This is a genomic window from Planococcus kocurii (assembly GCF_001465835.2).
In the GTDB taxonomy this organism is placed as follows: Bacteria; Bacillota; Bacilli; order Bacillales_A; family Planococcaceae; genus Planococcus; species Planococcus kocurii.
On sequence record NZ_CP013661.2, the window covers coordinates 3317710 to 3338502 of the forward strand.

The window sequence follows — 20793 nt, forward strand, 5'->3', positions numbered from 1 at the left end:
TTAAGAATCAGTAAATAAAAGGAGAAATAAAAGATGCAAATAGAAACAAAACGACTAAAAATGATACCGAGTGATAGCCATTCGGCAATAATGATAGCTGCTCAAAATTATAGAAATGGCCCTCAAATTGCCGATCATATAGAAGCGCTAACAAACGATTCAACTTTATATGGATGGGGAAGCTGGCTGGTTTTACGAAAATCCGATGACGTGATTCTTGGAGATGCAGGTTTCAAAGGCAAGCCGAACGCTAAACAAGAAGTGGAAATCGGTTATGGATTTTTAGAAACTTTTTGGCGTATGGGTTATGGAACTGAGGCAGTACGAGGTCTTATAGATTGGGCTTTTAGTACGATGACTGTAAAAACCGTAATCGCAGAAACAGACATAGACAATATTGGTTCTATACGCATATTAGAAAAAGTAGGAATGGAAAAAACAAAAAATACGAGTGATAGAATCTATTGGGAATTAACGAAGCAATAGCATCAGAACGAGGAAAAGACCGGAAGCCGATGCTTCCGGTCTTTTCCTATACAACCCCAATTCTTGACTCGTCTCGGCTCAAAGTTTCTCTAATACCTGATCTATGTTCTCCCATTCATAAATCAATTCGTTCAGAACCGTTCCACCAATTTTGAGTTGAACAGTATCGATTAGCTTGGCACCATAATATTCATAGAAAAATCGTGTTTTATTGTCTTCTAATACTTCAACAAAAACTCTTTCGTAATCCAGGTGTTTGAAAAACAAGAAAAGGTCTTTCAATAACATTTTTCCAATGCCTTGACCTTGATAGTCTTCAAATAAGTAAATGGAAGTCAAATCGCCAGATCTTTCCACAGTATTGCTTTTTCTCTTTGCAGCCGTACCAAATCCAACGATGATGCCGTCGCTAGTTTCTGCAACAATTATATGATTTTCTTTTTCTAAGAGGTTTTCTTCCCACAGCTCTGTCCGTTTTTCATAAGAAAGGCCGTTAAGGAAATCACTTGACATAATTTCTTTGTATGTGGTTCTCCAGCTGTCCACGTGGACTTTTGCAATAGCGGATGCATCCTTTTGTTCTGCTTTGCGTATATGCATGTGCTCACTCCTTTTGTGATTTAATGATTAATTTATTGGAATTGGCTTTCATGTATAAGTTCTATATTTTTAAATAATAGCATAGTGGCAACTTTAAAAGTAAAGTATAATTTTAAATATCAATAGGAAAATTTCTCTTTAAAACTAATAAAATAAATAAAAAAGGAAAATAACTAATATTTTTCTTGATTTTAAATATATTTAAGATTAAGATAATAATAAATACAGAAATATCTGAAAGGTGGAATTTAAGTGGAGGTACTCAAAGATAAGATTACAGATTTTAATATGAACTTTTTCAATTTAGCGGGGAAAGTAGCAATGGTAACAGGAGGGAATTCTGGTTTAGGACAAGGTTTTGCATTGGCATTGGCTAAGGCAGGAGCAGATGTTTTTGTTGTAAGTATGGCCGAAGATAATGATGTAACCAAAAATTTAGTTGAAGCAGAAGGGGTAAACTATCATTTATCAATCGCAGATATTACAAAAGATGGTGTCTGTAAAAAATTAGTTGAAGAATGTTTGCAGACATTCGGCCAGATTGATATTTTGATGAACAATGCTGGTATAGGCATAAACGAGCCAGACGTTACAAAATTTACGCGTATACAATGGGATAAAATGGTTTCTGTTAATTTGACTGCACCGTTTGAGTTGGCCAGTGAAGTGGCCAAGCATATGATTCCAAGGAAAAGCGGGAAAATAATTAATACTTGTTCTTTATTTTCTTTCTTAGGTGGACAGTGGTCTCCAGCATACGCTGCAACAAAACATGGCTTAGCTGGTTTTACAAAAGCTTATTGTGACGAATTAGCACAATTTAATATTCAAGTAAATGGAATAGCGCCAGGGTACTTTGCAACGGATGTGACAAAAGAAACTAGATCGAATCCTGAATCAAATCAACGCATTTTAGATCATATTCCTGCTAACAGATGGGGCAATATTGTTGATTTGATGGGCACGATTGTTTATTTGGCCTCAGATTCATCTAATTATGTTAATGGAACACTAGTAACAGTAGATGGTGGGTATCTAGTTAGATAAATATAAATTAAAAGGAGATTGATATTAAGATGAGTGTTCAAAAAAACGTAGAAGAACTAAAATCAATTGTAGCTCAAGAGCAGATTATTACGGATCAAGCTGAATTATACGATGCATCTGCAGATAGATATAAAAAATACGCAAAAACAAAAAATGTATTAGAAGTGCCATTGCCACTCGCAATTGTTTATCCATATACAAAAGAGGAGGTAAAAGCTTTACTCAGCTATTGTAACGAGAACCAAATCAACGTCATTCCGCGAAGTGGTAAAACCGCTACAGAAGGCGGCTTAGAAAACTGGAAAGAAAAAACGATAGTCATAGATGGATCTAAAATGAATAAAATTCTTAAAATAGACACTTATAATATGCAAGCAACTACAGAATCTGGTGTGAAATTACAAGATTTAGAGGATAAATTGCGTAAATTGGGTTATACAACTGGCCATTCTCCACAATCCAAACCAGTCGCGCAAATGGGCGGGTTAGTAGCAACACGGAGCATAGGACAATTTTCAACATTATATGGTGCAATTGAGGACATGGTTGTTGGACTGGAATGTGTATTTCCAGATGGTCATATTTCAAATATCAAGAATGTACCGAGACGTTCGGGTGGTCCAGATATTCGCCATATTGCCATTGGCAACGAAGGGTCTTTATGTTATATCACTGAAGTAACTGTGAAGATATTCAAATTTTATCCAGAAAACAATACATTCCACGGATATCTTGTAGAAGATATGGAATCAGGTTTAAAGATTTTGAGAGAAGTTATGGTTAATGGGTATAGACCATCTGTAGCTAGACTTTATTCTGAAGAAGATGCTAGGCAACATTTCAGACATTTTTATAAAAATAAATGCGTTTTGATTTTTATGACTGAAGGACCTGCTGGAATTGTAAAGGCAACAAACGAAGGCATTGTTGAAGCCGTTGAAAAATACAAGTCAGGTATTATTGAAAAAGTGGATGCTTCACATATTGAAAATTGGTTCAATAACTTGAATTGGGAACAAAGTCGTATCGATGAAGAAATTCAAGATATGATTCGTAATAATGCTCATGACGGATTTACAACAGAAATATCAGCGGATTGGGAAAATGTTATCAAAATTTATAATAACGTTATGCACAGAATAAAAGAGGAATTTAACAGAGTTGAAGATTTAACAATGTTAGGTGGTCATTCTTCACATAGTTATTTAAATGGAACGAATATGTATTTTGTATATAATTACACGATTAACTGTGAACCGAAAGATGAAATGTTGACTTATCATCATCCAATTCACGAAATTATTATTGAAGAAACTTTGAAAATGGGTGGGTCTATGTGCCACCATCATGGTATTGGTAAATACCGTTCTGAATGGACGAAACAAGAACATGGCTCAGCCTACTATATGTTAGAAAAATTGAAAGAAGCATTTGATCCGAACGGGATTATGAATCATGGCACTATCTTTCCGCAAGAAAATGAAATTAAGAAATATATTAGATCTAAAGAATAATTAACTTTTACTAGGTAAATTTTTAAAAAGTGGTTGATAAAAGTCTCCTTGATTAGAAGGTATTGTAGTAAATTATCATTCTAACAAGGGGATTTTTATCGTTATGATAATGAATAGAAAGGTAGGACTAGTATTATGAATGACAGATACATTATGGGAATTGATAATGGGTCACAAAGCACAAAAGTAGTACTTTTTGATCTACATGGTAATGAGGTGTCAATTGGTTCATGCGCATTAAAGGAATATTTAACACCTGAACCTGGTATCGTGGTTCATCCAGATGATGATTTGTGGGATAGTGTGAGTGTGGCTATAGAAAATTGTTTAAATAGTTTCACTGGAGATAGAAAGGCAATCGAAGGAATTGGATTATGCACTATTAGAAGTTGCAGAGTCTTGCTAAAAGAGGATGGATCACTTGCATACCCTGTTCTAAGTTGGATGGATCAGAGGTTGTCAAAACCCTATCAACATGAAAATGACCAAGTGAAGTATGTTACGACCACTTCAGGGTATTTAGGATTTAAATTAACGGGAGAATACAATGATACAGCTGGAAACTATGAGGTGAATTGGCCTTTAAATCGTGAAACTTTAGATTGGTCAACAGATGATCGCGTAATTGCAGCTGAAGGGTTAAAAAGAGACATGTTATTTAATTTGGTGAAACCTGGAGAAACTCTTGGTCAATTGAGAAGTGACATTGTTGAAAAATTTGGCTTTAAGGAAGAGATTCCAGTTGTTGCAACATCGAATGATAAAGCTGTTGAAGTACTAGGTGCAGGGATAAAAGATGATCATACGTTGATGGTATCGCTTGGCACATATATTTCATCCATGTTATTAAAAGATGAGAACTTTGAGAACGCTTCCAATTTCTTCCCTACTTTAGCGGCCATGCCCTTTAAGTATACGTATGAATCGAATGGCATTCGACGTGGAATGTGGACTGTTAGTTGGTTTAAGAAACTGATTGGCGAAGAATTAGAAACAAACGCTTCAAACTTAGATATTTCAGAAGAAGATTTTTTAAATTTGAAAGCTGAAGAAATACCTCTAGGCTCCGAAGGGTTAATTACAATTTTAGATTGGTTAGCCAGCCCTACGATTCCATATAGAAAAGGCATCATGATCGGCTTTGACCAAAGGCATACCAGATATCATATTTACCGATCTATATTAGAGGCAATTGCTTATAACATTAAAAACAATACTGAAGATATGTTAAACGAGACGAATGCCAATATAAAAGAAATTATTGTTACTGGTGGGGGGGCGAAAAGTGATGTGTTGATGAAAATAATATCAGATGTGTTTGGCCTACCAACACATAGACGTAAAGGGAGCAGTAGTTCTAGTTTAGGAGCAGCAATAAGTGTTTGTGTAAATCTAAAGATTTATCAAAATTTCCAAGATGCAATCGATCATATGGTTAAAACAGATGCACTCTTCGTTCCTGAATCTAAGAATCATGCGTTTTATTCTGAGGTAAATGAAAAAGTTGTCAAGAATGTCAGAATGCATACAGATGAAATTCTAAAATTAACTTATCCTATATTTCAATAAGAAGAGAGGGATTTTTGTGGGATCTAGTAATTTGAAAAGATACTTCCAATTTGCACTCATTGTATTAGCGGGAGGATCTATATTTCCATTAATCTATTTAAGAACCAATTATCAAGAAACAATTTTAGAGGTATATGGCATCAGCTTATCCGATTTAAACATTATTTTATCGGCATTAGGAGTTGCGTATGTTGTTGGTTATTTCCCTAGTGGATGGATTGCGGATAGATTTTCGGCAAAAAAATTATTGTCTATATCTCTACTAGCTGTAGGATTAGCAGGTATATGGTTTGCGCAAGTTCCAAGTTATCCGTACATTATTATAATATTTATCATTTGGGGTATTTTCTCCGTATTGACATTTTGGTCAGCCCATCTTAAATTAGTTAAATTAATTTCTAAAAAAGAAGAGGAAGGTAGATTTTTTGGGATATTAGACGGGGGTAAGGGTGTAATTGAGGCCGTACTTGCTAGTATTGCAGTTTATATATTTTCGGTAGTACTGGGAAACAGCGATGCGTTGTCAAGTAAAACAGATGCATTAGTTTCTGTTATTTATATGTATTCTGGTGTCTTAATTTTAGTTTCTATTTTAATAATGATATTTGTGCAAGTGGATGATCCTGGTTTAGAAAAAAGAAAAGAAGAAAAGAAAACCAGAGAAAAATCGACGGTGAATTTAAACGCTTTTAAAAAGGTGTTTACAAATAAATCTGTATTGCTACTCGGGGGATTATCTTTACGTCCTATATTGTCGCATGGACAGTTTATTATGTGGGCGGATTTTTACAAACTAATATTGGTATTACAGCTGCAGCGGCAGGAACGATAACGGTGATGATGTTGTGGATGCGTCCTATTGGTGGAGTATTAGGCGGATTTCTCGGAGATAAATTCGGTAAAAATTTAATTCTAATAATTTCGTTATTAATGGCTGTTATTGTTTTATTCGTAATAGCACTGCTTCCTACAGGAATACCACAGGTCTATTTTAATATCTTAGTTCTTTTAATCGGCTTGTCAGTATATTCGATACGTGGACTGTATTGGTCACTTCTAGGTGATTGTGACGTAGAAGAGGAAGTTTTAGGATTATCAATTGGGTTGATCTCGTTTATTGGGTATTTACCTGATATTGTATTACCACTCATTGTCAGCGGTTTAATGAGTAGTTATGGGGATACTGGTGGGTATAATGCGTATTTCATATTCAGTGCAAGCGCTGGTATTATGGCAATTGCGTTCACAATCCTCTTTAGCAGGAATGTTAGGAAAACGAGATTAGCTGCACAAATAAAGGAAGTAAGTTCTTGAAATAATAAAATGGATATTCAGAATACGATGAGAGTTGGCTTCAAGCCAATTCTCATTGTTTTTATTTATCTTTAGCAAAATTAGGGGTTAAAAGTAATATCCAATGTTCTGTTTGAATACATAATATAAGAATATCGAGGAATTCAGTTTATTATTAATTGAAATAAGGTATCCTTAGTTATAAAAGCTTTAGTTAATAACTAGTGCTACCTTTAGCTTCTATGTAGTGAAGTATCTGGAAATGGGTGATATGAAATGTTGAAATTACATACGAGCGACTTGACTGATTTAGAAAAGAAAATACATCGTTTGTTATCGGAAGAAGCTTCTAAAAATAGCAAATTAAAAATAGTAGAGTCAGCTGAACTATGCGGAGTTTCACCTTCGAAAGTTTCAAAGATGGTTCGTAAATTAGGCTTTGATAATTTTAAACAGTATAAATTATACTTTAGTGGCCAACAAGAAGAAATGAAAGTTAAAAAAAAATCCAGTGAAATTGAGCGATTGATATCCTTTTTAGTGGATTATGATCCAAAAATTGTGGATGAATTTACAGCGGTATTTGAAAATTTTAATAAAATAATTATATACGGTTTAGGTCCTTCCTACATAAGTGGAGAGTATTTTTCATACAAACTTTCTACTGTAACAGACAAAAATGTGTTTGTTACTCAAAATGAGGAATATGCTATACGATTAGCTGATAAAGAGACATTATTAATAGTATTATCAGTAACAGGAACATTTGCATCTTTTGAAAACTTGTTTGTAGAAATGAAGAAAAAAGATGCCGAAACGATGTTGGTATTAGAGGAACATATTGATGTAAAGGATTCTGCGGTAGATTACATAATTTTTTTAACAAAATATACTCAAAGTGATGAATTATTAGCGTTCGAAAAAACTAGAACAGTGTTTTTTATATTTATAGAGGAAGTAATTACTAGATTAAAAAAGAGGGCACAACTGTAGGTTAAAAAAATAAACTCAAATACGACTAATATGTTTAGAAAACAAGAACCCCCTAGCGAAAACAAGTGAAAACTGTTTTCGCTAGGGGGATTTAAATACGTACAGATATTTTTTGAATACTATATTCTTGTTGGTTCTGAAAACGCTGGGCGCTTCCATAAATACGTTAATGCAATTCCTACTGCTAAGACGACAGTAGCAAAATAGAACGGATAGTTTAAATCAATGTCGAAAAGAATACCGCCAATAATCGGACCGAAAATATTACCGATACTTGTGAACATGGAGTTCATGCCCCCGGCGAATCCTTGTTCATTGCCGGCGATTCGTGACAGATAAGTAGTAACGGCTGGACGCATCAAGTCAAAGCCGACAAACACGACCATGGTAACAAGCAAAATCGACCAGTAACTCGTAACGAAAGTCATAATAAATACTAAAACGGTTGACACAAAAAGACTGTAACGAATCAATCGGATTTCACCGAACCGTCGCGTTAGTTTATCAAACAAACCGACTTGGAAAATGACTCCGACAATTGCGCCGAGTGAGATAATCACGGCAATATCTTTTGCCGTAAAGCCGAATTTGTGATCAACGAATAACGCGAAAAGCGATTCGAATGCGGCCAGACCAAATGATGATATGAGAATAACCATAAAAGCGATAACATACATCGGTGAAAAAATTCGTTTCCATCCTGATTTTGGCAGGGGTTGGTGTTTTTCCTCAACTTCGTAGCTGCGATTGGGTTCTTTTAATGTGATAAGTGACAAAATCGTTGCAAACAAACCGAATCCTGCTGCAAAGAAGAAGGGAAGTCGCGTGCTGATATCGGCTAAAAACCCACCGATTCCTGGACCGATAATAAAACCGGTAGAAATCGCCGCAGACATATAACCTAAAGCTTTTGGTCGTGTGCTACTGGTCGTAATGTCAGCAATATAAGCCGTAACAGCCGGCATAATAAAGGCTGCGCTGACACCCCCGAGAATACGAGAGGCAAACAGCACTTCTACTGTTTCACCAATACCGAATAGAAATTCGGAAATACTGAAGATTGACAGGCCGATAATGATCATGGGTTTACGACCAATATTATCTACCCATCGTCCGGCAATAGGAGAAACAATGAGCTGAGCTAGCGCAAAAGCAGAAACCATATAGCCCACGACAGTTCCTGAGATGCTTAATTCGTTCATAATGGTCGGAGTTACTGGAATGACCAGTCCAATCCCTAGAAATGCGATAAATAGATTGAGTAGTAAAGTTGAAAGAACTAATTTATTTGTTTTCATGCAGTGATCTCCTTATAATCTTCGTGCTTAATAGGTGTTTCTGGTCTGCTGTGATTCGTGTATTAATGGATTAAGCCACGCCAAAAAATTGGCCAAACTGCTTGAAGTCGCTTTTCATATCTTTCGATGCCGCTATAGACAAGTTCAGACATCGTTCCTTCAATTACAGTCAGATAAGCTAACGCTGTATTTGAAAAATCTACAGAGTGTAATACGTTTTCATAGCGATGTCTTTCTCGTAATAAACGAGTAAGATGCTGGTGCATCAGGTCAAAAAACGGATTAAACAACTCGCCGACTTCTTTTTCTAATTTGAGTGGAGGGAAATAAGCAACACGCAAGATAAACTTCATTCGTTCGTTGTCTCTGCTTTCTTTTGCCAACCAATCAAAATAACCGAAAAGAAGAGTTTCTAACGATTCATTTTTCGTAGAATTAAAATAACTAGCTAACTGAGCTTTTTGAGTATTGAGTGAATACTGAAGTGCAGAAATAAATAAATCATCTTTTCCTTTGTAATGGGCATAGATAGATGGTTTTTTGATTCCAACTTCTTCAGCGATTTTACTGAGAGATGCGCCTTCAAAGCCTTCTTTTGCAAAATGGCTGACAGCGGTTTGGAGAATAAGATCTGCTTTCACTTTTTCACCTTCCTAACGGTCGTTAGGTAATAATCTCATGATTAATAGAGGTTTGTCAATTTTTCAAGCTTTTTATCAAATCTCTCTAATAGAACAATAAAAGACGCCTATTCAAACCCTGTAAGGAAATGAATAGGCGTCTTTTATTTTAATAAGTCAATTAATCATCTTCCACCGAGTAAGTCAAATAATCCACCAGCGGCACTGCCTTCCCCTTTCGAACGACCAGCAGGGTTTTGTGGAGCGGCTGCAAATACACGACTCGCTAATCGGCTGAATGGCATCGATTGAATCCAGACACTTCCGGGACCACGCAAAGTTGCAAAGAATAAACCTTCACCACCGAACAATGCTGTTTTAATGCCCGGGACTGTTTCAATATTGTAATCAACATCTCCGGTCATGGCGACTAAACAACCCGTATCCACACGCAATACTTCTCCTTTTTGAAGGTTTTTTCGGTAAATCGTACCGCCAGCATGTACAAACGCCAAGCCATCTCCTTCCAGTTTCTGCATAATAAAGCCTTCACCGCCAAAAAATCCTGCACCCAATTTGCGCTGAAATTCAATGCCAATTGAAACTCCTTTGGCAGCAGCTAGGAAAGAATCTTTTTGACAAATAATCTTGCCGTTTAGCATGCTCAAGTCCATAGGAATAATCTTGCCAGGATAAGGCGCAGCAAATGACACATGGCGTTTACCTGTTCCATTATTAGTGAATGCCGTCATAAACAAACTTTCACCTGTGATAATTCGTTTTCCTGCGCCCATTAGTTTGCCCATCAAGCCGCTGCCACCTGAACTTGTAGAACCGTCTCCGAAAATCGTTTCCATCACAATACCGTCTTCCATCATCATTAAAGCTCCTGCTTCTGCAACAACCGTTTCAGCTGGGTCTAGTTCTACTTCCACAAACTGCATATCGTCTCCGTGCAACTTAAAATCAATTTCGTGGTTATTCATTATTATTCCTCCTCGTTTGTTTATGGACTTATGTTATATAATGAATACGTCTATAGAGATAGAAAGTTTCATATAAACAAGCGGTTAGAAGAGAAGGAATGGAGTTGGATATAGTGAATGCTGAAGATTGGATTACCTATTTAGACATGACGGCGCATCCCGAGGGAGGATATTACAAACAATCGTTCGTTTCTCCTGAAAAAATCAGGACCACTGAACATCCGGTAGAACGAAATTTGTACACCAGTATTTATTTTTTGTTGCGATCGCAAGATATCTCTCATTTTCACCGATTGAAATCAGACGAGCTGTGGTATTTTCACGCAGGTCATGCCGTTACAGTGCATATTTTAGATGCGAATGGAAATTATCGTGCTGAAAAACTGGGACTGGATTTAGCGGCAGGGGAAAGGCCACAAGTATTGGTTAAAAAAGGCAGTATTTTCGGTTCAACAGTAGAAGCGGCAGATACATTTTCACTAGTGGGCTGCATGGTTTCACCAGGTTTTGATTTTGAGGATTTTGAATTATTGCTGCAGGCGGAACTGCTTGCACTCTATCCTGAACACGAGCAAATTATTAAGAAAATGGCTTATGAAAAATTCTAATTAAACTATCAGAGCTAAAGGATACATGCTAGACTTATGAAAGACGAAGCAAAGGGTGAGGGAAAGTAATGGGGAATTTTTTATTGATATCTATTATTGCGGTTGCGATATTTGTAGGGATTGCTTCTAAGAAATTTTACGACAAGCCCTATATTATGAATTTTGGGATTGCTGTAATGATGGCTTTATTGGTTATACAGACATTTCAAATGACACCAATTGGCGGACTCGGCTATGCCGCTATTATTCTTTGTTCGATTGCATTTTTGTTCCAAGTCGTGATAGGTATTAGAAATTTAAAAACAGTTGAATAATCAAAAAACAGGCCAGATGATCTTAAATCATCTGGCCTGTTTTTTTACATCATAAACATATTTACAGCTGATTGAGCGCATGGTCAATGTCGTCTTCACCAGAAATAATGGCAAACGTTTTGTTGAAGACATGTTCGTTATCAAGCGAATGCAAAAGGACACGCGCTACATCTTCGCGAGAAATTTGTCCCGATTCCAAGTCCTCTACCGCTAGTATTTTACCGGTACCGGCATCGTTTGTTAAAAGACCTGGGCGAATGATGGTATAGACTAGACCGCTTGCGCGTAGAATGTTATCGGCATGATGTTTTGCGACATAATAATGAGCCATATCTTCTTTCCACATTTGCCGTTTGTCGGCATTGATGGCACTGATCATGAGAAAGCGTTCTGTCCCCGTTTGTTCGGCGGCTTCAATGGTTTTTGCAGCACCGTCCAAATCAATCAGTAAGGTTTGATCGGCTCCGGTTTTGCCACCGCTACCAGCTGCAAAGACCACAGCGTCACAATCTTTCATCGCTTCAGTAATTTCTTCAACACTGCCTTCGAGGCTACTTAATACGGATTCTACTCCGAGACCATTGAAATAGCTGATTTGTTCTTCTTTACGGATCATCGCTTTAGGTGTGTATTTATCACTATCAGCAAGCATTTTGACAAACTGCCGTCCGATTTGTCCATTTGCCCCAACTACCAACACTTTCATCCCAATCACCTCTCCAGAATTTTTCTATTCTCTCCTATCATATACCTCAAAAAAGTCATTTCAAGAAGTACTTCTGTTTATTTGTTCTGAAAAATGACAATTAGCCAAAAAGGGGACTATATTCTCAAGTTAAGTTTAGTATAATGGAAGGTATCTTACAGATTCTATTGCTACTGATTTTAGGAGGAACACAATGAACCCGATGACAGAAACGAAAACGACAAAATTGCAAAAAACCAAGCCAAAGAGAGAAACACCGCCTGACTTTTCACAATTTAAAGGGGAAAGATTGGATAAGGAACCGAGTCGGTTTTTCGAAATGGTCAAACAAGCACTTTGGTTTTGTGTAGGTGCTAGTATTTTAATCGCAATGATTTTTTCGCTTTTTTATTTTGTTTAAACAAAAAGGGGGACTATTGAATGATTCGTTATCCTACTACTACCTTTAAAACAATGGGCATTACCGCACCGTCTTCAGGAGTGGGAACTGAGCACCACGATCTTCTCAAACTGACGATTGAACGGCAAGAGCAGAAGGGGTTTACTGTTGTGACAGAGGACACGGCTTGGACTCAAGAGTTGGCTAAATCAGCTCCTGCTAAAAAGCGTGCAGAAGAATTTATGGAAATGATGACCAGCACAGAAATTGAGTTGATCTTCCCGCCCTGGGGTGGGGAATTATTGATTGAGATGTTGGAATATGTAGACTTCACAAAGATACAAACGAAATGGGTACTTGGTTATTCTGATATCAGCGTGTTGTTGTTGGCTATCACGTTGAAAACCGGTATTGCCACGGCACATGGTACGAACATTATTGATTTGCGTGGTGAAAAAAGCGATGAAACAACAGCGCGCTGGCTAGATATTTTAAAAACAGCAAAAGGAGAAACTGTAAAGCAAATTTCTTCTAAACTCTATCAGAAAGAGTGGGACCATTCCATTGCTTCACCAGTCGTCTTTCATTTGACAGAACCGACTAAATGGCAAACGGTTTCGGGAACCGAGGAAATATTCTCAGGCCGCTTGCTTGGAGGCTGCATTGATGTGATCCATCACCTAATTGGAACACCATTCGGAGAAGTTCAACCATTTAGGGACAAGCACATTCCGGGCGAACAGGTCATTTGGTACTTAGAAAACTGCGAAATGTCAGTGGCGGATTTAAAAAGGTCGCTAACGCAAATGAAATACGCGGGATGGTTTGACAATTGCTCAGGTATTCTCTTTGGGCGAAGTATGGCAAATGAGCCGGTCGGTGGATACACTATCGATAGAATGTACCAAGATTTAACAAAAGAATTAGAGTTACCGATTGCGTACGATATCGATTTAGGTCATATGCCACCACAGATCACATTTATCAATGGCGCACATGCAGAAGTACGAGTCGCAGACGGTAAAGGAACTGTGATACAGAAATTCATATAAAAGCGTTGATGACCTGCTAGACTTAACATCTTTCTTTTAATCGAATGCTTCAAGAATGGAGTGAACGAGGGTGAAAAGATTGTTTGTCTTAGTTATGAGCGCAACACTTTTTTTGACAGGCTGTGGAAATTATAAAGGGAATATCACCGAAAAAACAGATTCTAGCTTTAAAATAGAAGTCGGGACAAATGACGACACGAAACAAGAGTCCATTGTTCACGAAATACACCTGACAGATGAAACGATATTTAGTGGAACCGCTATTCTTTTTGAAGAGTTAGAAGTAGGAGATTCGGTCCTTGTCGTACCTTTTGATACACCTTCAGAGTTTCCCCTACGTCCTTGCTTCAGAAGTAATTTCACAGTAACAAAAAATTTAATTGAGTACTTCTTTCTCTTGTGCTTAATTTGAAAAAAGGATGAGTGGCTATGAAAATTCGGAAATTAGGCGGACATGATGCGCAGGCTTATTACGATTTGCGAATCGAGGCGCTAACGGATAGTCCGGACGCCTTCAGTACAAGATTAGAAGAAGCAATTCAACGGCCTATCGAGAAAACTGCGCAAAATTTGGCACTAGAAAATGCTATCACGTACGGTGCATTTACCTCTGGAAAACTAATCGGAAATGTGACATTCGTACGAGACATGGCACCGAAACTTAACCACCGAGCATCGGTAGTAGCAGTTTATGTGACGCCTGGTGAACGGGGCAAAGGCCACGCTAAACGATTGATGCAGGAAGTCGTTCAACTCGCTGAAAGTTTGCCAGGACTCGAACGGCTAGACTTGGCAGTCGCCAGTGAAAACAAACCAGCTATTGCACTTTATGAACAACTGGGATTCGAAAAGTATGGAACGGATAAACAAGCAATGAAAACGCCAGAGAAATACATTGATGAAAATCTGATGGTCAAATTTATTTAGTAACTAAAAGGTGTATTGGACTTGTCCAATACACCTTTTAGTTTGTACACGGCTATTCATTCAATTTATAAAGTTTATCGTCACCGTCTGCAGGTGTGCCGCGACCGTCCGTGTTGTTCGTGATAAAATAGAGCGAGTCGCCATCAGAAAAAACATCTCGGACACGGCCAAACCCTTCAATTGAATCTGTCACTTCAGCACTCTTAGGATCCACCACTTTAATTGCGGTTCCTCGAAGCGCAGCTACGTAAAGCAGACCATTATGCATGTCGATTCCACTTGGCGCCCAAGTATCGCTAGAGTCTGTTGTGTAAAAAGGAGCCTCCATGCCGTCTTTTGACTGATCGCCTTCGATTGTAGGCCAACCGTAGTTATTGCCTTGTTCAATAATATTGATTTCATCATTGGCGGATTGACCATGTTCAGACGCGAACATCGTGTCATTGTCCCAAGTCATTCCTTGTGGATTGCGATGACCGGACGAATAAATTTCAAACTCGTTGGCTGTATTGAGTTTCAATATTTTGCCGTTTACTGAACCTAAGTCTTGTGCAAGTTCAGGAGTGGAAGCATCACCAATTGTTGCAAAAAGTGTCCCATCATCGTCCAATTCTAAGCGGCCACCATGATGCACATTCCCTGTTGGAATACCTGCTAACAAGACATCTTGTTCTTGCCAAGTTCCATTTTCTAAAACAAGTGTGACGATTTTATTGTAATCTTCGTCGTCTTGTTCGTAGACGTAATAGCCGTATGCAGTTTGACTTTCTTCAAAATCTTGTGCCAAAACAAAGCCTAAAAATCCAGCTTCTGAAGCTTCAGATAAACTATCAGAAAAATTGACGCTTTGCCGTGTCATGACCCCTTCTTTGTCTATATGAACAACTTTTCCTGGTCGTTCCGAAATATAAAATTCATCATTTATTTTATTGATCGCCCATGGAGCTTCAAGCCCTGACGCAATTTCTTCAAAAGGGGCGTTCGCTTTGTCTGGATTAGGAGCCTCGTTAGCGCAAGCTGCTAAAAGCAGTAGGGAAAGTGAAGAAACTAAAATTTTTCTCATTCAGAAAACCTCCTTTTTTCTATCATAATTGAACAAACTGCCTATAGGCAATAATCTAATGAGAGAGGTGAACTTATGCCATTATTAAAAGACGTTAAAGAACAAGGAGAAATTCGTAAAAAACAGAACTTGATTCGCGTCATGACATGGGTGTTTATAGCGATTGCGCTCGTAGTTATTTGGTATTTTACTAGCTAAAAAGGCGGCATAAATTCAACTGCAATACACAAAAAAACCACGGTTAACTCGAATTGTTCGAGCTGACTGTGGTTTTACTGTCTTAAGAGGACTTTTTTTTCGTTTGAATTATTTCTGCGATAACGACACCAATCGTGATACCCAATAGCACATTAATAAGCAAAGGACTTAAAAATTGATCGCGGAAAATAGTTGCAACTGTCAGTATGTAAAAAGCCACTTGTGAAGTTTTTGCAACTGCCGGTAATGCGTCTTTCGGATAGCGCGTGCGGCCTAATTGAAAAACAAGGAAAGCCAGTAGTAAAACTAAATAATAGGGCCACGTTAAAACAGCGATCGTATTATTGATCACTGCGAAAATCAACAGCGGTATAAGATAAAACAATAGCGATTTCACGTTAAAAGCCTCATTTCTCCTTATTTTTTCATGTTATTTTGCTGTCTGCGAACTGCCAGCAAATAAAGATTGTAAATGGAAAAAATAACCGCGACGGTAACGATAACGACCGAAATCATCGGATAAACAGAAACTCCACTTTGCATCATTTCAATAATGCGGGAATAGACGATCCATGGTCCAATGACCAAAATGAAAATATCGAGTGCAGTACCAAGTTTTGTTCTCATGAGGTTCCTCCAATAAAAGATAATACATTTATCTTATCAGACTTTCGCTGAAGAGTATGCACAGAAACCAAAACAGCCACCCTGAAAAGATAAGGGCGGCTGACACAGTTTGGACAGATTATTTATGTGCGCGAAGTTCAGTTCTGGCTAAGGCGTCGGCTGCCCGATTTTGAGAATCTGGAATCCATTTGATAAAACAAAAATCAAATTGGTCGCCGAGTTCAAGCGCGTGTAAAAGCAATGGCTTAAACTTAGCATTTTTGATGCCTCTTTTTTCAAAAGCGTTTACCGCTACTTGGGAATCAGATTTAATCGATACCATTCCAGATGTTAACCCTATTGCTAGTTCCAATCCCTTTACGAGCGCGGTGAATTCCGCAGTATGGTTGTCCATTTCACCCACATATTCGCTCCAGTGAATCAAATGGCCTTCCCCTCGAATAAAAACACCGACTGCACTTACTTGAGGTGAACCCGCAGTCGCCGCATCCACAAACACTTCAAGCATCTGATCACCTACTTTTCGTCAATGGGTTTGATGATTTTTGCCAAATAGCCGAAAGGCGTAGCCATGACAGAAACAATAAACTTCAATACATATGTCGAGATGAAAATTTGAATCCACACATCAAACGGAAAAACTCCCCAAAATGCAATGGATGTAAAAATTAACGTATCCAACAACTGACTAATCAACGTAGAGCCGTTATTGCGGATCCAAAACTGGCTGTCTTTTGGAAACATTTTGCGCAGTGCACTGAAGATGATGACATCCAGATGCTGACTGGCGAGATAAGCTACCATGCTACCAATAGCAATTTGCGGAATTAAACCAAAAATGGTTTCCAACGAATCTTGTGCGAAATCACTGTCATCCGGTATGAACTTAATCCCGAACTGCATGACTAGTACCATAATGAGCAAAGAAGAAAAACCAAGCCAGACAGCTTTTTTGGCTTCTTTTTTGCCATATTTCTCGTTCAATATATCGGTCGCGAGAAAAGTCGAAGCATAAAGGCTGTTGCCTAAAGTTGCTGTCAATCCTATGATTTCGATCGTCTTCGTTACTTGGATATTAGCCAAAACGGTCGAAATAGCTACCCACGCAAACAATCCAGTCTTTCCGAAAAATTTATACATGATTACTAACAGAACAAAATTGAACAAGGCAAAGCCAAGTCCCCAAAATTCATTAAACAAAATACGTCCTCCTTAGTTTTGGTAAAGCGGGAATTTGCGAACCGCTTGGTACCGTAAAAATGTCCTCAGTTAGTATAACTATTGTTGGAATAAAAAACAAATGCGTAGTAGAATGAAGAAATGACGATTTGCAGTGAGGTGACAAAGTGAAAAAAATGTCTATTATTAACGAAATTGATGAAATGATGACCACATACTGTGAAGGTTGCTTTGTGAAATCTCAGCTTCGCAAAGATGAAGGAAAGACCGCTGCTCATAGATTTTGTATTAGCAATTGTACAGTTGGAAGTCAACTGCAATTCCTTGGAAACGAACTGAATAAAGTCGGAACCGGCAGCAAAGCGTAACGACTGGTTGTTCTTCAAAACTATAAAAAGCAGAGACGGAATTCCCGCCCCTGCTTTTTTCTATTAGTTTATTCTGAATCAATTTGGATAACATTTGCAGCCTGAGGTCCACGGTTGCCATCAATAATATCGAACGATACAGTTTTGCCTTCATTCAATGTTCGAAATCCTTCACCTTGGATGCCGGTAAAATGAACAAATACATCATCACCGTCATTATACTCAATAAATCCGTAACCTTTTTCTGAGTTAAACCATTTCACTGTTCCCTGGTGCATGCGAGTTCCCCCTATTATTGAGTATGTCATGGACCTATAGACGCCATGTTATGGATGGGTATACTATACATGAAGCCTATGGAAACGTCAATAATCGTTGGGAATACAGGCATTTTGCTTCAACTTCAGGTTATAATAGAAGAAACAAGCGATTGGAGCGGAAGTATGGACCAGGAAAAAATCAAGCAATGTCGCAATGAGGTTAAGAAAATCTATGAACAGTTTGATGCTAGCCATGATTGGCAGCATATCGAACGGGTCATGAAAAACGCCAAAATGATTTTGCAACAAGAAACAGCAGATGCATTTATAGTCGAATTGGCCGTACTTTTACATGACGTTTCGGACCCGAAGTATAAAAAGCCCGAGGAAGACTTGGAGCGTGATATTCTGAATCGTTTAGAACTTTCAGATGCTCAGCGCCAAGAGATTCAGAAAGTTATTGAATCGGTTTCTTTTAAAGGCGGCAATGGCAAACCGGCAACGAGCATCGAAGCGAAAATCGTCCAAGACGCTGACCGATTAGATGCTATTGGTGCAATCGGGATCGCGCGAGCATTTGCTTACGGTGGGGCAAAGGGACGTAAGTTGTACGACTGGAACGAACAGGCACGTACAAAAATGACGGAAAATGAATACCGCGAAGCGCAAACCAGTAGCGTCACACATTTTTATGAAAAGCTTTTATTGTTGAAAGACCAAATGACTACGGAAACGGGTAAGCACATGGCTGAAGAGCGCCATGAATTTATGCTAATCTTTTTAAAGCAACTACAAACAGAAACGGATGGGAATAAATGAGCCACTTAAATATTACGAAGTTAACGAAAACTGTTGGAGCAAAAACATTATTCAAGGATGTCGAATTTTCATTATATCCAGGAGAACGCGCAGGTTTAATCGGCGTAAACGGTACAGGGAAATCGACTTTAATGTCAATACTAGCGGGATCAATGGATGCAGATAATGTTGTCATGGACCACCCGAAAAAATATCAAATTACGTATTTAATGCAAGAACCTGAATTTGATGAATCATTGACTGTACTCGAAACAGTTTTCTCAGGGAAATCCCCGATTTTAGCATTAAACCGTGCTTATGAAAATGCCTTGAAAAATATGATGGTCGATTCAAGTTCTACACAATTACAAGACGAGTTGATGGATATTCAAGAAAAAATGGAACAAGAAAATGCATGGGATATTAATGCCTTGGCCAAAACCGCACTGTCAAAACTAGGGATCGATATGTATGACCAAGTAGTACGTGAATTATCAGGCGGTCAGCGTAAACGTGTGGCTCTTGCGAAAGCATTGATTGAACCAGCAGATTTGATTCTTCTGGATGAGCCAACAAACCATTTGGACGCGGTGTCAACTGAATGGCTGCAAGAAACCCTGTTGCGCATGGGTTCAGCTATGCTTTTTGTCACGCATGATCGGTATTTCTTGGATGCGGTTTCTACACATATTTTCGAAATAGCAGACCAAACCATGTACACGCACAAAGGCAACTACGGCGATTATTTGGAAAACAAAGCGATTCGTGATGAAATGAATGCATCGTCTCAGCAAAAATTAGAAAACCGTTTCCGTTCTGAGTTAAAATGGATTCGCCGCGGTGCAAAAGCTCGTTCGACTAAACAAAAAGCGCGGATTCAGCGTTTCGATGAAATCAAAGAAAACGTGCAAAAAGAAAACGACAATACATCGCTTGAACTATCCATGCAAAGCCAGCGACTTGGCAAGAAAATCATTGAAGGCCAAGACATGGGCGTTGCTTATGGGGACAAACAAATCTTCAGCGGCTTTGATTTCCTGTTGCAAGGTGGAGATCGCATTGGAATTGTTGGACCAAATGGTGCCGGGAAATCGACGTTGATGAAAATGCTTGCCGGAGAATTAGAACCAACTTCAGGAAAAATGGAATACGGCAGTACCGTGAAAATTGCTCACTTTACACAGCATTTGCCTGAAATGGATGAATCGCAGCGCATGATTGAATACATTCAAGAAACGTCGAGTGATTTTGAAGCAGAAAAAGGTGTTCGTTTATCGGCAACTCAAATGCTTGAACGTTTCCTATTCCCGTCAAATGGTCACGGCACGCAAATTGGTAAATTATCAGGCGGCGAGCGAAAGCGTCTGTATTTATTGAAATTATTGATGGAACAGCCGAATATCTTATTCCTCGATGAGCCGACAAACGATTTGGATATCCAAACACTATCTGTTTTGGAAGATTTCTTAGAAAACTTCCCAGGCGTAGTTATTACAATTTCGCATGATCGCTTTTTCCTTGACCGCATTGCCCAGAAATTGTGGACAACAGGAACAGGAAAAATCGAAGAATATCAAGGTCTTTACTCTGAGTTTATTAAAGAAAAAAATAATCCGGTTGAATTAGCTGAACAACAGCTTGTTGAAACGGAAGTCGCACAACCAGCCAAAGTTAAAAAGAAAATGACCTACAAGGAGCAGCAGGAATACAACGGTATTCTTGATAAAGTTGCACAAACAGAAGCGAAGATTGAAGCTCGTGAGGAAGAAATGGCTTTAGCTGGGGCCGATTACGATAAATTGCAGAAATTGACCGAAGAAGTCAATGGATTAACTGCTGAGTATGACGCGTTAATTGAACGTTGGACTTATCTTCAAGAAATAGCAGAAACATGATCTATTAATTGCA

At 38.3% G+C, this 20793-nt stretch carries 28 protein-coding genes; 17 read left to right on the top strand and 11 right to left on the bottom strand.

Features of this window, described 5'->3' with window-relative positions; genetic code table 11:
• Window positions 1-33 precede the first annotated feature (33 nt).
• Entirely contained in the window at window positions 34-486 is a 453-nt protein-coding gene (locus tag AUO94_RS16165; RefSeq protein ID WP_058385199.1) for a GNAT family N-acetyltransferase, read from the top strand.
• Window positions 487-564: 78 nt separating this feature from the next.
• Here AUO94_RS16165 and AUO94_RS16170 read toward each other — a convergent pair whose 3' ends face one another.
• Window positions 565-1086 (bottom strand): GNAT family N-acetyltransferase, encoded by a 522-nt coding sequence (locus tag AUO94_RS16170; protein ID WP_058385200.1) that lies wholly within the window; start codon window positions 1084-1086, stop codon window positions 565-567.
• Window positions 1087-1338: 252 nt separating this feature from the next.
• On the opposite strand from AUO94_RS16170, the gene AUO94_RS16175 reads away from it, so the two are divergent.
• The 6 genes from AUO94_RS16175 (at window position 1339) to AUO94_RS16195 (ending at window position 7502) form a co-directional block, all read left to right on the top strand.
• Complete coding sequence (locus AUO94_RS16175) at window positions 1339-2133, top strand: SDR family oxidoreductase (RefSeq protein ID WP_316834440.1); 795 nt, start codon at window positions 1339-1341, stop codon at window positions 2131-2133.
• A gap of 29 nt (window positions 2134-2162) precedes the next feature.
• Window positions 2163-3647 carry an FAD-binding oxidoreductase gene (locus tag AUO94_RS16180; RefSeq protein WP_058385201.1) on the top strand — a complete coding sequence of 495 codons (1485 nt, stop codon included), beginning with the start codon at window positions 2163-2165 and terminating at the stop codon, window positions 3645-3647.
• 135 nt (window positions 3648-3782) lie between these two features.
• On the top strand, window positions 3783-5216 hold the full coding sequence (locus AUO94_RS16185; protein ID WP_058385202.1) for an FGGY-family carbohydrate kinase: 1434 nt from the start codon (window positions 3783-3785) through the stop codon (window positions 5214-5216).
• A gap of 16 nt (window positions 5217-5232) precedes the next feature.
• The gene (locus AUO94_RS17555; protein ID WP_218916861.1) at window positions 5233-6048 is read left to right on the top strand and encodes an MFS transporter; all 816 of its coding nucleotides are present in this window, start codon (window positions 5233-5235) and stop codon (window positions 6046-6048) included.
• A gap of 2 nt (window positions 6049-6050) precedes the next feature.
• Window positions 6051-6530 carry an MFS transporter gene (locus tag AUO94_RS17560; protein ID WP_218916862.1) on the top strand — a complete coding sequence of 160 codons (480 nt, stop codon included), beginning with the start codon at window positions 6051-6053 and terminating at the stop codon, window positions 6528-6530.
• A 255-nt stretch (window positions 6531-6785) separates the two neighbouring features.
• A complete protein-coding gene (locus AUO94_RS16195; RefSeq protein WP_058385204.1) occupies window positions 6786-7502 on the top strand; it encodes a MurR/RpiR family transcriptional regulator in 717 nt (238 codons plus the stop codon).
• Window positions 7503-7621: 119 nt separating this feature from the next.
• On the opposite strand, the gene AUO94_RS16200 is transcribed toward AUO94_RS16195, so the two are convergent.
• The 3 genes from AUO94_RS16200 to AUO94_RS16210 all read right to left on the bottom strand — a co-directional run bounded on the left by AUO94_RS16200 (window position 7622) and on the right by AUO94_RS16210 (window position 10406).
• Window positions 7622-8800, bottom strand: a complete 1179-nt coding sequence (locus AUO94_RS16200; RefSeq protein ID WP_058385205.1) for an MFS transporter — start codon at window positions 8798-8800, stop codon at window positions 7622-7624.
• Window positions 8801-8862: 62 nt separating this feature from the next.
• Window positions 8863-9441 (bottom strand): TetR/AcrR family transcriptional regulator, encoded by a 579-nt coding sequence (locus tag AUO94_RS16205; protein ID WP_058385206.1) that lies wholly within the window; start codon window positions 9439-9441, stop codon window positions 8863-8865.
• Window positions 9442-9605: 164 nt separating this feature from the next.
• Window positions 9606-10406: a TIGR00266 family protein gene (locus AUO94_RS16210; protein WP_058385207.1), complete on the bottom strand. Its 801-nt coding sequence runs from the start codon at window positions 10404-10406 to the stop codon at window positions 9606-9608.
• A 98-nt stretch (window positions 10407-10504) separates the two neighbouring features.
• Here AUO94_RS16210 and AUO94_RS16215 point away from each other — a divergent pair, with 98 nt between their 5' ends.
• Both AUO94_RS16215 and AUO94_RS16220 read left to right on the top strand, forming a co-directional pair.
• Window positions 10505-11014 (top strand): cupin domain-containing protein, encoded by a 510-nt coding sequence (locus AUO94_RS16215; protein WP_058385208.1) that lies wholly within the window; start codon window positions 10505-10507, stop codon window positions 11012-11014.
• A gap of 68 nt (window positions 11015-11082) precedes the next feature.
• A complete protein-coding gene (locus AUO94_RS16220) occupies window positions 11083-11328 on the top strand; it encodes a hypothetical protein (RefSeq protein WP_058385209.1) in 246 nt (81 codons plus the stop codon).
• A gap of 61 nt (window positions 11329-11389) precedes the next feature.
• On the opposite strand, the gene AUO94_RS16225 is transcribed toward AUO94_RS16220, so the two are convergent.
• Window positions 11390-12034, bottom strand: a complete 645-nt coding sequence (locus AUO94_RS16225) for an SDR family oxidoreductase (protein ID WP_058385210.1) — start codon at window positions 12032-12034, stop codon at window positions 11390-11392.
• Window positions 12035-12227: 193 nt separating this feature from the next.
• Here AUO94_RS16225 and AUO94_RS16230 point away from each other — a divergent pair, with 193 nt between their 5' ends.
• The 4 genes from AUO94_RS16230 to AUO94_RS16245 all read left to right on the top strand — a co-directional run bounded on the left by AUO94_RS16230 (window position 12228) and on the right by AUO94_RS16245 (window position 14392).
• Window positions 12228-12434 carry a hypothetical protein gene (locus AUO94_RS16230; RefSeq protein WP_058385211.1) on the top strand — a complete coding sequence of 69 codons (207 nt, stop codon included), beginning with the start codon at window positions 12228-12230 and terminating at the stop codon, window positions 12432-12434.
• Between the two features lie 20 nt (window positions 12435-12454).
• Window positions 12455-13465, top strand: a complete 1011-nt coding sequence (locus AUO94_RS16235; protein WP_058385212.1) for a S66 family peptidase — start codon at window positions 12455-12457, stop codon at window positions 13463-13465.
• A 70-nt stretch (window positions 13466-13535) separates the two neighbouring features.
• Complete coding sequence (locus tag AUO94_RS16240) at window positions 13536-13877, top strand: hypothetical protein (RefSeq protein ID WP_058385213.1); 342 nt, start codon at window positions 13536-13538, stop codon at window positions 13875-13877.
• 17 nt (window positions 13878-13894) lie between these two features.
• Entirely contained in the window at window positions 13895-14392 is a 498-nt protein-coding gene (locus tag AUO94_RS16245) for a GNAT family N-acetyltransferase (protein WP_058385214.1), read from the top strand.
• A gap of 52 nt (window positions 14393-14444) precedes the next feature.
• Here AUO94_RS16245 and AUO94_RS16250 read toward each other — a convergent pair whose 3' ends face one another.
• Window positions 14445-15455 (bottom strand): PQQ-dependent sugar dehydrogenase, encoded by a 1011-nt coding sequence (locus AUO94_RS16250; protein WP_058385215.1) that lies wholly within the window; start codon window positions 15453-15455, stop codon window positions 14445-14447.
• Between the two features lie 75 nt (window positions 15456-15530).
• Here AUO94_RS16250 and AUO94_RS17720 point away from each other — a divergent pair, with 75 nt between their 5' ends.
• A complete protein-coding gene (locus AUO94_RS17720) occupies window positions 15531-15653 on the top strand; it encodes a hypothetical protein (protein ID WP_257721244.1) in 123 nt (40 codons plus the stop codon).
• Window positions 15654-15735: 82 nt separating this feature from the next.
• On the opposite strand, the gene AUO94_RS16255 is transcribed toward AUO94_RS17720, so the two are convergent.
• The 4 genes from AUO94_RS16255 to AUO94_RS16270 all read right to left on the bottom strand — a co-directional run bounded on the left by AUO94_RS16255 (window position 15736) and on the right by AUO94_RS16270 (window position 17480).
• The gene (locus AUO94_RS16255; RefSeq protein WP_058385216.1) at window positions 15736-16050 is read right to left on the bottom strand and encodes a hypothetical protein; all 315 of its coding nucleotides are present in this window, start codon (window positions 16048-16050) and stop codon (window positions 15736-15738) included.
• A gap of 20 nt (window positions 16051-16070) precedes the next feature.
• Window positions 16071-16280, bottom strand: a complete 210-nt coding sequence (locus AUO94_RS16260) for a hypothetical protein (RefSeq protein ID WP_058385217.1) — start codon at window positions 16278-16280, stop codon at window positions 16071-16073.
• A 118-nt stretch (window positions 16281-16398) separates the two neighbouring features.
• On the bottom strand, window positions 16399-16788 hold the full coding sequence (locus tag AUO94_RS16265; RefSeq protein ID WP_058385218.1) for a ribonuclease HI family protein: 390 nt from the start codon (window positions 16786-16788) through the stop codon (window positions 16399-16401).
• Between the two features lie 8 nt (window positions 16789-16796).
• Window positions 16797-17480, bottom strand: coding sequence for a queuosine precursor transporter (locus tag AUO94_RS16270; protein ID WP_058385219.1), 684 nt, complete (start codon window positions 17478-17480; stop codon window positions 16797-16799).
• 155 nt (window positions 17481-17635) lie between these two features.
• Here AUO94_RS16270 and AUO94_RS16275 point away from each other — a divergent pair, with 155 nt between their 5' ends.
• The gene (locus AUO94_RS16275; RefSeq protein ID WP_410477408.1) at window positions 17636-17827 is read left to right on the top strand and encodes a zinc-finger domain-containing protein; all 192 of its coding nucleotides are present in this window, start codon (window positions 17636-17638) and stop codon (window positions 17825-17827) included.
• Window positions 17828-17895: 68 nt separating this feature from the next.
• On the opposite strand, the gene AUO94_RS16280 is transcribed toward AUO94_RS16275, so the two are convergent.
• Window positions 17896-18105: a cold-shock protein gene (locus tag AUO94_RS16280; RefSeq protein WP_058385221.1), complete on the bottom strand. Its 210-nt coding sequence runs from the start codon at window positions 18103-18105 to the stop codon at window positions 17896-17898.
• Between the two features lie 165 nt (window positions 18106-18270).
• Between AUO94_RS16280 and AUO94_RS16285 the strand changes: the two genes are divergently transcribed.
• Window positions 18271-18906: an HD domain-containing protein gene (locus AUO94_RS16285; RefSeq protein ID WP_058386891.1), complete on the top strand. Its 636-nt coding sequence runs from the start codon at window positions 18271-18273 to the stop codon at window positions 18904-18906.
• On the top strand, window positions 18903-20780 hold the full coding sequence (locus AUO94_RS16290; protein ID WP_058385222.1) for an ABC-F family ATP-binding cassette domain-containing protein: 1878 nt from the start codon (window positions 18903-18905) through the stop codon (window positions 20778-20780). Before AUO94_RS16285 ends, AUO94_RS16290 begins: the two co-directional genes overlap by 4 nt.
• Window positions 20781-20793 lie beyond the last annotated feature (13 nt).